Source organism: Allobosea sp. OAE752, assembly GCF_050433265.1.
Lineage (GTDB): Bacteria > Pseudomonadota > Alphaproteobacteria > Rhizobiales > Beijerinckiaceae > Allobosea > Allobosea spartocytisi.
Genome location: NZ_JBNPXO010000019.1, coordinates 21,104 through 29,495 on the forward strand (window position 1 = coordinate 21,104; position 8,392 = coordinate 29,495).

Below are 8,392 nucleotides of genomic sequence, written 5' to 3' on the forward strand. Positions count from 1 at the left end.
GCTGGCTCCTGCGGTGTTCACCTCGCTGACGCCCTGCGGCCCGATGCGGCCGATCTGAGGAGAGCGATGGGCAACAGCTTCAGCGTCACGACGCTTCTGCAATCCGTCGACCAGATCGGGCAGAACTATGTCTCGAACGCCTATCAGGCGCTGGCGAACGCGTCGACTTCCGGCGGCGCCACCAGCGTCGCCGGGCTATTGCTTACGCTCTACGTGATCTTCTGGGGTATCGGCATCTGGCAGGGAACCGCGACCGGCGGCCCGGCCGAGCATGCCTTCAGGTTGCTCCGGGCCTTCATCATCTACGCACTGGCCACAAGCTGGAACGATTTCCAGACCCTGATCTACAACGCCATGAACAGCGGCCCCTCGGCCATCGGCAACGCGCTGCTCAGCGTCGTCACCACCGCCAACAACACCGGCACCTCGGCCAATCTCACCTCGGTCAACGGCGTCCAGAATGCCCTGCAGAACATGTGGGACACGACGAACAGCGCCACCGAAGCCTTCCTGCAGAATGCCGGCATCACCAATTGGGGGCCCTACATCTTCGCCGCGGTCTTCTATGTCGCGATGGCGATCCTGATCGGCTTCGCGATCTTCCTGATCATTCTCTCGAAGATGTTCATGTGGCTGCTGCTCGCGCTCGCGCCGCTCTTCATCATCCTGCTGCTCTTCGGCGTGACGAGCCGCTTCTTCAGCGGCTGGCTCGGCGCGATCGCGCAGTATTTTATGGTACAGGTCCTCGTCTACGCCTTCCTCGCCTTCTACGTCTCGCTGATCCAGCAATCGATCGATGCGCTGAACGGCGTCGCCGGCAGCAAATCCGCGACCTGGGCCACGATCGGTCCGGTCGTTCTGCTCGCCATCATCGGCGTCCTGCTGCTCGCTCAGATCAACAACGTCGCCGCGGCGATCGCCGGCGGCGTTCCGGTCCACGCTCCGCGGATCGGCGCCGTGCTGGCGACAGCGACCGGCTATCGTCTCGGCCTCGCCGCCAACCGGACTCGGCTCGATCTGCGCAATCCCTTCAAGCCAGCATCGCTGTCGCGGCGCGAGGAACTGACCGCTCGTCAGCGCGCCCGCGTTGGCCTGCGCGCCGGCTCCTGGGCTGAGACGGCCGAATTCCGCCGGCTCGCCGACCAGATTCGCAATCAGGCTGCCGCGCCGCGAACCCGCGAGCGGGGAGGGCAGTCATGAGCGAGGTCGCCGCATCGGAAAAACCTCGGGTCGATCCGCGCTATTATGCTGAGGGCACGAGCTGGGAACATGATCTCGCTCGCCGCAACCGCAATTCGCGGGCACTTGCCTGGGTCGTCGCGGCGATGATGTCGATCGTCGCCATCGTCGCGCTCGGCCTGCTCGCCCTGCTCGTGCCGCTCAAGACCTACGAGCCCTATATGGTCGTGGTCGACAAGACGACGGGTTTCGTCGAGGTCAAGCGTCCGATGGCGGAGGGCGCGCTGACCCAGGACGAAGCCGTCACCATGTTCAGTGTCGTGCGTTATATCAAGGCGCGGGAGACCTATGATCCCCGCGCGCTCAAGGACAATTTCGACCTCGCCCAGTTGCTTTCAGCGGGCGATGCCTCGCGCGAGCTCACGGAGATCTACTCGCCGGCGAACCCGAACAATCCGGTCAAGCTTTTCGGCTCGAACACCGAGGTCGCGGTCACCATCAAATCCGTGACTTTCCCGAACAACCGCACGGCGCTGGTGCGCTTCTCGACCGACCAGAAAGCGGCGACCAACCTCCTGACCCGCCACTGGGTCTCGCTCGTCCGTTTCCGCTACACCGCAACGCCGATGCGCAACCAATGGCGCTTCGACAACCCGCTCGGGTTCCAGGTGCTCGAATATCGCCGCGACCAGGAGACGGCTCCTTCGCCGGGCACCGCCGGGAGCCAGCCGTGATCCGGCGCATCCTGCTTGGCCTCGCGATCTCGGCCCTGCCAATCTCCGCAGCTTGCGCCGAGGCGACGCCGAGGCCGGGCCGAACCGACGCGCGCATCCGCGACGTCGCCTACAACCGCGACAATGTCACGGCGATCGACGCCAGCTACGGCACCTCGACGATGATCCAGCTCCAGTCGGACGAGAAGATCGAGACCCTCGCGCTTGGCGATGCGATCGCCTGGAAGGTCGAGCCCAATCGCAAGGGCGACATCATCTTCGTCAAACCGGTCGAGAAGAACGCCCAATCGAACCTGAATGTCGTCACCACCAAGCGTGTCTATGTCTTCCTGCTGCGCTCGAACACGCATCCTGTCCAAAACCAGACCTACGCCGTGCGCTTCCGCTTCCCGGATGACGAGGCCGATGCGCGCCTGCTCGCGGCCGCCAAAGAGCGCGCCGCCCATCCCAATCTGAAGGCCCTCAATATCGCCAATGCCAATAGCGAGTACGGCTACAAGGGTGCTTCCGCCAACAAGCCCGTGACCGTATTCGACGACGGGACCAAGACCTGGTTCCGTTTCGAGGGTGAGACGCCGGCGATCTATATCGTCGACGGCGACCGCAATGAGAGCCTGGTCAATTTCCGGACGGAAGGACCGTATGTCGTCGTCGACAAGGTCGCGGCGCAGTGGACGCTGCGCAATGGCCAGGAGGCGACCTGCATCTTCAACCGGCGCCGCACCAATCTGCACGAACCGACCGGGCTCGAGCCCTATGGGCCACGGCGCGTCGACGCGACGGGACAATAAGGAGAAGCGATGCCGAGCGCCGAGGACTATCGCGCTTTCGAGCTGGAGGCCGTCGCCGCGACCTCGGTCGCGCGCAGCCGCACCGTGCTCGGGCGCCTGCTTACGGTGGGCGTTCCGGTCGGGGCGGTCGTCGTCGCCGGCTGGCTGATCTATCGCACCACCAGTCAGCGCTCGACCGTCATGACCACGCCGGACAAGGAGGAGTTCGCGACGACGCAGTTTCCCGCGCCGTCGCTGTCGACGCCGCGGCCTCAGACCGACCAGGGCACGATCGTCATTCCGCAAGCGCCGGTCGAGCCGGCGGCGCCTCCGCCGGCACCACCGCAGACCATCCACCCGCCGCCCGCGCCCGAGCCTCCCTTCCCGGCCGCAATGCCAAATGACGACGAGGCACGCCGTCTGGCCGAGCTCGAACGCCAGCGTCTGGCGGAGGAGGAGCGCCGCAAATGGGAGCGCCTGCGCGCGTCACAGGTTATCTCGGACAATAGCGCGACGGCCGCCGGCGCGATGAATCCCGAGAGCGCATCCGGACCAGCGGCAGCGGCGGACGACGACCCCAATCGTCGCTTCCTCGCCTCGGTCTCCGCCGCCGGCGTCGATGTCGCGCGCGCGACCAGGAACAACCGGATCGACGCATTGGTAGCCCAGGGCACGATGATCCGCGGGGTGCTCGAGACCGCCGTCCAGAGCGATCTGCCGGGCATGGTACGTGCCGTCGTCGCCGAGAATGTCTGGTCCTTCGACGGCCGGCGTATCCTGATCCCGGCCGGGAGCCGTCTCGTCGGCGAATACAAGTCCGGACTCACCCGTGGTCAGACCCGTGTCTTCGTCGTCTGGACGCGATTGCTGCGCTCCGACGGCGTCTCGGTCCAGCTCGGTTCGAACGGCACCGACGATCTCGGCCGGGCCGGCAGCGCCGGCACCGTCGACAACCACTATCTCGAGCGCTTCGGCGCCGCGATCATGTTGTCGCTCGTCGGCGGCGCCGCGCAGTTCCTGAGCGGCTTTGGCCAGAACTACGACATGACGGGCGACGGCACGGTCATCACCACGACCGATCCCGCGACCGGCGTGGTCACGCAGACCCAGACCGGCGTCGGTCAAAACCAGCTCTCGCTTCAGGCGAGGCAGATCGCTGCCCAGAATGTCTCGCAGACCCTGACCAATATCGCCCAGGAGGCACTGAAGAACTCGATCAACATCCCACCGACGATCCATCTCGACCAGGGCACAAGGATCATCGTCTTCGTTCGGCGGGACCTCGATTTTTCGTCCCTTTACCCCGATCCGGTGAAGGAGGCGCTGCGGGAGCTCAGGCGTGAGCGCACCATCCAGAAATCTCACGGTCTTCCTTGATCGCGCGCTTGGGCCGCTCCGTCCCTGGCTCGACGACGATCAGGTCGTCGAGATCTGCGCGAATGGTCCCGGCATGGTCTGGGTCGAGCGTTTCGGTCAATCGGAGATGGAGCGCCACGAGGTTCCAGAGTTGACCGAGCAGGCGATCCGCCATCTCGCCGAGCGCATCGCTGGCCATTCCGGGCAGAGCGTGAATGAGGAACATCCGCTGTTGTCGGCAGCGCTTCCGACCGGTGAGCGCTTCCAGGGCGTCATTCCGCCGGCGACCCCCGCCGGCGGCGCCTTCGCGATCCGCAAGCAGGTGATCAAGGAGATGCAGCTCGACGATTACCGCAGGCTCGGCTCGTTCAGGCAGGTGGAGAGGGTCGGGGAGAGAACGCTCAGCGAGATCGACCGGGCGCTCTGCGAACATCTCGATGCCGGGCGGATCGAAGAGTTCATCCGGCTCGCCGTGATCAACCGCTATTCGATCCTGCTCTCGGGCGGGACGAGTTCCGGCAAGACGACCTTCCTCAACGCGATCCTGAAGGAGGTACCGGCCGATGAGCGGATCATCACCATCGAGGACACCCGCGAAGTCAGGCCGATCCAGCCGAACTATCTGCCGCTGATCGCCTCGAAGGGTGATCAGGGCGAGGCGCGCGTCACTGTCGAGATGCTGTTGCAGGCGTCGCTGCGCTTGCGCCCCGACCGGATCTTTCTCGGCGAGATCCGCGGCGCCGAGGCCTATTCCTTCCTGCGCGCGATCAATACCGGTCATCCCGGCAGCATCACGACCGTTCATGCCGATAGTCCCGCCGGCGCTTTCGAGCAGCTTGCCCTCATGGTGATGCAGGCCGGGCTCGGCCTGAAGCGCGCGGAGATCATCGCCTACATCAAATCCGTCCTGCCGATCGTGATCCAGCAGACCAAGATCGGCGGCTGGCGCGGCACGTCCGCGGTTTATTTCAGGCGGATGGCGGAATGGCTGGATGAACGCCAGCGAGGGCAAGAGGGCCATGGCGCGCATCGTCGCCTATAGGATCGGCGTCGCCGTCCTGGCGCTGATCGCCTTCTGGCTGCTGTGGAGCCTCGCCTATGAGGTCATCGTCGGTTTGCGCTGGGCGCCATCGCGCTTTCCAGCCGAAGGGGCGCAACGCTGGGCCTTGCTTCGGATGCAGAACGCCGACCGCTCGTCCGGCTTCGCCTTGATCGCCTGGCGGCATTTCTGCGAGAGGCTCATCTATCCGCCGACGCAAACGGAGGCGTTGATCCGCGGCGGCTATGCTGCCGGCACCGTCGTCGCGATTGGCATCGGCCTCGTCATCGTCGGATTGGTCAACCGCCGGCAGATGCCATTTGGCGCGGCCCGCTTCGGCACCATCATGGAGGCCGCGAAGCAGGGACTGACCGGCAAGCAGGGCATCATTCTCGGCACGTTGAACGGTGTCACCTTCCGCTCGGACGAGCCGGCCCACATCCTCGTCGTTGGCCCATCGCGATCGGGCAAGGGCACCGGCTTCGTGCTGCCGAACGGCTATCTCTGGCAGGGTTCGGCCGTCTTCTTCGATCCGAAGCGCGAGAATTTCGAGGCGCTTGCAGGCCATCGGCGGCGGCAGGGCGACAAGGTCTTCATGTTCTCGCCGGGCTCGCCCGACACCCATCGCTATAATCCGCTGGATTTCGTGCGGCGCGACGAGCGCATGGCGACCGATTGCCTGGTCGTCGCGAGCTTCGTCATTCCGGAGAAGGCCGACGACACCTGGGCCGGGGCAGGGCGCCTGCTGCTCTCGGCCCTGATCGGCTATGTGCTCTCGTCGCCACTGACGGCATCAGCCCAGCATATGCGCAGCGTCGCCCGCATGACGACGACCGGCAAGGACATCTCGACCGTCCTGCGCGCGATCGTGCAGACTGAATCCCAGTATCTGCCGACCTGGGTCATCGACAGCTTCAATCAGTACATCGCGCTGGAGCCCGAGACCCGCAACAGCGCCGTGTTCAACGTCAACATGGCGATGAGCCTTTGGAACAATGGGCTGATTTCAGCGGCGACCGAGACCTCCGATTTCGATATCCGTGAACTTCGCAGGCGGCCGATGACGATCTTCATCGGCTGCACCATTGCCGAACTCGCGATCTTCCGACCGCTGATCCGAATCCTGTTCCAGCAGATCCACGACCTGCTGATGGAAAAGATCCCGGGCCCGGATGAACCGCATCGGGTGCTGCTCATGCTCGACGAGTTCTACCATGTTGGGCGCATGGACTCACTGATCTCGAAGATCACCATTTCTGCCGGCTACGGCTTTCGGATGGCGATCATCTTGCAGGATATCGCCCAGCTCGACGAGCTCTATGGCCGGAATACGCGTATCACCACGCTCTCTGGGTCGCAGATCAAGCTTTTCATCCAGATCAACGATCTCGAGACGTCGGAATTCGTGTCGGAGATGCTCGGCGAGACCACCCAGATCTACAAGACGCCGGTGATGCGACCCGGGCAGGGGATCTTCTCGCCTCGCGCCTGGGCGCCCCATTATACGCCGCGGCCGCTCCGCAGCCCGCTCGAGCTGCGCGAGATGTCGGCGCGGCTCTCGATCCTGATGGTGAAGAACTCGCCATCCTTCGAGCTTACCAAGATCCGGCATTACCTGGATCGGCCGTATCGGCGGCTCTATGAGGCCTCGAAAGGAGCGCCACCGCAGCTACCGAGGCTGCGCCCTTGGCATGACGAGGAGGTGGTGGGAGCGATCAATGCATCGGCGACGATGAATCAATCCGAATTGGGGCAGCCGTCCGGGGCTGCTCCCAAGCCAGAATGGAACGGAGGAACCACGCCGCCGACAAGCCGGGAAACACCGACACCGCATCCCGAACCTACGGCGGGCCGCACTGAGCGCTCCATGGTTGGCAAAACCGCTGAGGCCCGGTCGAACGCGGAACCATCCAGGAAATTGAGCCTTGGCTCGCCGCCCGCTACCGTTGGAGAAAATTGCGATCTACGGGCGATGATCGCGTCCGCTAGCGCTGAACAGGACGCTGTCTTCGCAACAATGATGCAGACTCTTGAAAGTTCTGCTCCAAACGGCTCCATTACTCAAGCTGTGGAGACCTTTGCGATGCTGCAGCGCGGGTTTGGTGACCCCGGCCTACCGCGCCGGTAATCCCTCAGAACGTCGGCACCTCTCGTAGCGCCTACGTTTTGAATGGGCGAGTTTGGCCCATTGCCGACATCTGGAACGTCCGCTTCCCGACGCTCCAAAGCCGGAACACGTAGTGAAACCGCTGCTGGTGCAGAACCCGGCAGTTGCCCAACTCTTGCCGCCTGAAGAAAGGCAACGACGTCTTCGAGAACAGGCGCTTGCCATTGCAGAAGCCGGGACAGGGCCGTGGCCGTGCCGGCATGGCCGAGCCCCTGATAGATCTTCAGCGAGACCGATCGCGCGCCCGCCTTTCGGAGCGCCAGCGCCAGGCGCTCGCTGTTGCGCGGAAGCACCGTCGTGTCCTCCGATCCCGTAGCCAGAAAGACCGGCGGTGCGTCGCGCCTGGCCAAGTTGACCGGCTGCGTCTGGGCGGGTCGGTTGTCCAAGCGCAGCGGCACGGCCCGGGCTCTGTCGATCAGGCCGTGCGCTATGTCGCCGAAGCTAACCTCTTCACGATCCCGGATGTGTTGGTTCCGTTTTCCGCCGCCGATGCCGTCGTCGCGGAAGGCGAGATTGACGCTGCCGGCGACGCCGACGACCGGGAAAGCCAATCTCGTGGGCAATGACTATCATCGTCACGTGGCGGTGAAACTGTAAAAGAAGCAGCTCTAAAGGGCCTGGGTCGCCCTCGGCATTTGTAGCGGCAAATCCCACCGCATTTCGCCGCACTAGACGCAGCCAATAGGAATGTCTGATGTCCGCCTCGAGCCGTGTTCATCTTGTAGAAGTGGGGGCCGCGAGACAGTGTGCAAATTGAGGCGCAAACTCTCACGGTGGAGCAAAAACTTGCTTTCATTGATGTCATCACCGATGCCGGCGTTACAGAAATAGAGGGGGGCGTTTGTTAATCCTAAAGCAGTGGCGCAGATGGCCGACACGGAAGAGGTCTTTGCCAAACTTAAACGTCGACCAGGAGTCACTTATCGGGGACTTTGGGCGAAGCCGCAGGTGAAGGCCCCGCAGCGCCCCTTGCGCTCGCAGTGCTGATGGAACATGCGGGACTCGCCGCGAGCACGGCGGTCCTGGTTGCGTTTTCAGGCGCGGCGGCGTTGGTGCTGCTTTGCTGGCGCGCGGTGTTTCACGGGCGGGAACGGACCGCTATCGACGCCCGACCCGATGTTCGCTTCTGGGCGGCCTCTCAACGTCG

General features: G+C 64.1%; 8 protein-coding genes. 7 read left to right on the forward strand and 1 reads right to left on the reverse strand.

All coding sequences use genetic code 11. From position 1 onward, the window contains the following. Positions 1-66 precede the first annotated feature (66 nt). The 6 genes from GGC47_RS27210 to GGC47_RS27235 all read left to right on the forward strand — a co-directional run bounded on the left by GGC47_RS27210 (position 67) and on the right by GGC47_RS27235 (position 7,206). On the forward strand, positions 67-1,200 hold the full coding sequence (locus tag GGC47_RS27210) for a TrbL/VirB6 family protein (RefSeq protein WP_429069856.1): 1,134 nt from the start codon (positions 67-69) through the stop codon (positions 1,198-1,200). After that, positions 1,197-1,913: a VirB8 family type IV secretion system protein gene (locus GGC47_RS27215; RefSeq protein WP_429069857.1), complete on the forward strand. Its 717-nt coding sequence runs from the start codon at positions 1,197-1,199 to the stop codon at positions 1,911-1,913. The genes GGC47_RS27210 and GGC47_RS27215 overlap by 4 nt, the downstream gene beginning before the upstream one ends. Next, the gene (gene virB9, locus GGC47_RS27220; protein ID WP_429069859.1) at positions 1,910-2,704 is read left to right on the forward strand and encodes a P-type conjugative transfer protein VirB9; all 795 of its coding nucleotides are present in this window, start codon (positions 1,910-1,912) and stop codon (positions 2,702-2,704) included. Before GGC47_RS27215 ends, virB9 begins: the two co-directional genes overlap by 4 nt. Positions 2,705-2,713: 9 nt before the next feature. Next, positions 2,714-4,060, forward strand: a complete 1,347-nt coding sequence (virB10, locus tag GGC47_RS27225) for a type IV secretion system protein VirB10 (protein WP_429069861.1) — start codon at positions 2,714-2,716, stop codon at positions 4,058-4,060. Next, complete coding sequence (gene virB11 / locus GGC47_RS27230; RefSeq protein ID WP_429069863.1) at positions 4,023-5,081, forward strand: P-type DNA transfer ATPase VirB11; 1,059 nt, start codon at positions 4,023-4,025, stop codon at positions 5,079-5,081. The genes virB10 and virB11 overlap by 38 nt, the downstream gene beginning before the upstream one ends. A gap of 166 nt (positions 5,082-5,247) precedes the next feature. Beyond that, entirely contained in the window at positions 5,248-7,206 is a 1,959-nt protein-coding gene (locus GGC47_RS27235) for a type IV secretory system conjugative DNA transfer family protein (protein WP_429069865.1), read from the forward strand. Here GGC47_RS27235 and GGC47_RS27240 read toward each other — a convergent pair. Further along, the gene (locus GGC47_RS27240) at positions 7,140-7,643 is read right to left on the reverse strand and encodes an alpha/beta hydrolase (RefSeq protein WP_429069868.1); all 504 of its coding nucleotides are present in this window, start codon (positions 7,641-7,643) and stop codon (positions 7,140-7,142) included. The genes GGC47_RS27235 and GGC47_RS27240 overlap by 67 nt on opposite strands. A 24-nt stretch (positions 7,644-7,667) precedes the next feature. Here GGC47_RS27240 and GGC47_RS27245 point away from each other — a divergent pair, with 24 nt between their 5' ends. Continuing rightward, entirely contained in the window at positions 7,668-7,811 is a 144-nt protein-coding gene (locus GGC47_RS27245) for a hypothetical protein (protein ID WP_429069869.1), read from the forward strand. The last annotated feature ends 581 nt before the right edge of the window (positions 7,812-8,392 follow it).

Bases quoted from the DNA above. Each gene is read 5' to 3' on its own strand.
- GGC47_RS27210 (WP_429069856.1), top strand. From the start codon at position 67: ATGGGCAACAGCTTCAGCGTCACGACGCTTCTGCAATCCGTCGACCAG.
- GGC47_RS27215 (WP_429069857.1), top strand. From the start codon at position 1,197: ATGAGCGAGGTCGCCGCATCGGAAAAACCTCGGGTCGATCCGCGCTAT.
- virB10 (WP_429069861.1), top strand. From the start codon at position 2,714: ATGCCGAGCGCCGAGGACTATCGCGCTTTCGAGCTGGAGGCCGTCGCC.